This window comes from Clostridium sp. MCC353, assembly GCF_018785315.1.
Lineage (GTDB): Bacteria > Bacillota > Clostridia > Lachnospirales > Lachnospiraceae > CHH4-2.
In genome coordinates this window covers 1-3004 of sequence record NZ_WQPN01000082.1, presented here as the reverse complement: position 1 = coordinate 3004, position 3004 = coordinate 1, and the positions used below count along the sequence as shown (strand labels likewise).

Genomic DNA, 3004 nt, shown 5'->3' with positions numbered 1-3004 from the left:
ACGGAACAATTCAAGACATCCGAGGTGAATTTATTAGAGATAATAGATTCCAAACAACTCGTTATGGAAACATAACAAACAAACCTAAGACCAGAGATTCAACGCTATGAATCTTAGACTATTAGCCCGCACCCGCAGGCGAACGTCAAACTGGTTAAGCTAAAAAGAGCGCAGGGTGGATGCCTTGGCACTAAGAGCCGATGAAAGACGTGATAAGCTGCGATAAGCTTCGGGGAGGGGCAAATACCCTTTGATCCGGAGATTTCTGAATGGGGAAACCTGCTTGAGCAAACCTCAAGCGACGTATGGTGAATCCATAGCCATACGCCGGGAACCCGGGGAACTGAAACATCTAAGTACCCGGAGGAAAAGAAAGAAAACTCGATTTCCAAAGTAGCGGCGAGCGAAATGGAAGGAGCCTAAACCGGAGCGCGTGCGTTCCGGGGTTACGGACCTCAGTAAGTGAGCTGATTTGTTACCAGAACGGTCCTGGAAAGACCGGCCAGAGAAGGTGAAAGCCCGGTATGGGAAAACAATAGGCAGCGAGAGGGATCCAAAGTACCGCGAGACACGAGAAACCTTGCGGGAAGTCGGGGGGACCACCCCCCAAGGCTAAATACTCCTTAGTGACCGATAGCGCATAGTACTGTGAAGGAAAGGTGAAAAGAACCCCGGGAGGGGAGTGAAAAAGAACCTGAAACCCTGTGTTTACAAACTGTGGAAGTACATTATAGGTACAACCGCGTACTTTTTGTAGAACGGTCCGGCGAGTTGCTTTTACTGGCAAGGTTAAGCACTACAGGTGCGGAGCCGAAGAGAAATCAAGTCTTAACAGGGCCATAGTCAGTAAGAGCAGACCCGAAACCGGGTGATCTATCCATGTCCAGGTTGAAGCTGCCGTAAAAGGCGGTGGAGGACCGAACGCACATCCGTTGAAAAGGGTGGCGATGAGGTGTGGATAGGGGAGAAATTCCAATCGAACCCGGAGATAGCTGGTTCTCCTCGAAATAGCTTTAGGGCTAGCCTCGTATTAGTCTGGCGGAGGTAGAGCACTGAATTCCTAAGGGGGCGTCAAAGCTTACCAAGGGATATCAAACTCCGAATGCCGCAAAGATGATGTACGGGAGTCAGACTGCACGAGATAAGTTGGGCAGTCAAAAGGGAAAGAGCCCAGACCTACAGCTAAGGTCCCAAAGTGTGTGTTAAGTGGAAAAGGATGTGGGATTTCAAAGACAACTAGGATGTTGGCTCAGAAGCAGCCATTCATTCAAAGAGTGCGTAATAGCTCACTAGTCGAGAGGTCCTGCGCCGAAAATGTCCGGGGCTGAAACACAACACCGAAGCTTAGGAATTGTCGTAAGACAATTGGTAGAGGAGCATTCTTAATGCGCCGAAGCAGTACCGGAAGGAGCTGTGGAGCGTTAAGAAGAGAGAATGCCGGAATGAGTAGCGAGATGGAGGTGGGAATCCTCCAGGCCGAATATCTAAGGTTTCCAGAGTAAAGCTGATCTGCTCTGGGTAAGTCGGGGCCTAAGGCGAGGTCGAAAGACGTAGCCGATGGACAACAGGTGGAAATTCCTGTACCGCGTATTATCAGAACTGTGGGGACACAGAACCGAAGCCAAACCCGGGAATGAAAAGACCGGGGCAAGCATTGGACCGGCATGGCTGGAAAAACCGCCATGCAACGGGAAGGTGTGATGCGTACCGAACTAAAGTAGGGAAGTTGGCGTAGGGGCTGTCAAGAAAAGCCGCTATTGTGTAATACGTGCCCGTACCGTAAACCGACACAGGTGGATGAGGAGAGAATCCTAAGGCCGGCGGGAGAAGCATTGTTAAGGAACTCGGCAAAATGACCCTGTAACTTCGGGATAAAGGGTGCCCATGAAAGTGGGCCGCAGAGAATAGGCTCAAGCAACTGTTTAGCAAAAACACAGGTCTATGCAAAACCGAAAGGTGAGGTATATGGGCTGACGCCTGCCCGGTGCTGGAAGGTTAAGAGGAGAGGTTAGCGCAAGCGAAGCTTTGAATTTAAGCCCCAGTAAACGGCGGCCGTAACTATAACGGTCCTAAGGTAGCGAAATTCCTTGTCGGGTAAGTTCCGACCCGCACGAAAGGCGTAATGATTTGAGCGCTGTCTCGACAATGCACCCGGTGAAATTGAAGTACCAGTGAAGATGCTGGTTACCTGCGCCAGGACGGAAAGACCCCATGGAGCTTTACTCCAGCTTGATACTGGGATTCGGTTATGCATGTACAGGATAGGTGGGAGGCAATGAAGTGAGGACGCCAGTCTTCACGGAGCCGCTGTTGGGATACCACCCTTGTGTGACTGGGTTTCTAACCTGCAGCCGTGACCCGGCTGGGGGACAATGTCAGGCGGGGAGTTTGACTGGGGCGGTCGCCTCCGAAAGAGTATCGGAGGCGCTCAAAGGTTCCCTCAGAATGGTTGGAAACCATTCGAAGAGTGCAAAGGCATAAGGGAGCTTGACTGCGAGACTGACGGGTCGAGCAGGTACGAAAGTAGGACTTAGTGATCCGGTGGTATAAAGTGGGATTGCCATCGCTCAACGGATAAAAGCTACCCTGGGGATAACAGGCTTATCACTCCCAAGAGTTCACATCGACGGAGTGGTTTGGCACCTCGATGTCGGCTCATCGCATCCTGGGGCTGAAGTAGGTCCCAAGGGTTGGGCTGTTCGCCCATTAAAGCGGTACGCGAGCTGGGTTCAGAACGTCGTGAGACAGTTCGGTCCCTATCCGGCGTGGGCGTAAGATATTTGAGAGGAGCTGTCCTTAGTACGAGAGGACCGGGATGGACTGACCGCTGGTGTATCTGTTAGGGATCAACCCTATGGCAGAGTAGCCAAGTCGGGAAGGGATAAACGCTGAAGGCATCTAAGCGTGAAGCCCCCCTCAAGATGAGATATCTCATACGCAAGTAGTAAGACCCCTTGAAGACGACGAGGTAGATAGGGCAGAGGTGGAAGCATGGCAACATGTG

The 3004-nt window shown here is 51.5% G+C and carries 1 rRNA gene; it reads left to right on the top strand.

Annotation, left to right across the window (positions count from 1 at the left end):
- Positions 1 to 152: 152 nt before the first annotated feature.
- Positions 153 to 3004 (top strand): 23S ribosomal RNA (locus GPL15_RS15370); the annotation flags it as partial.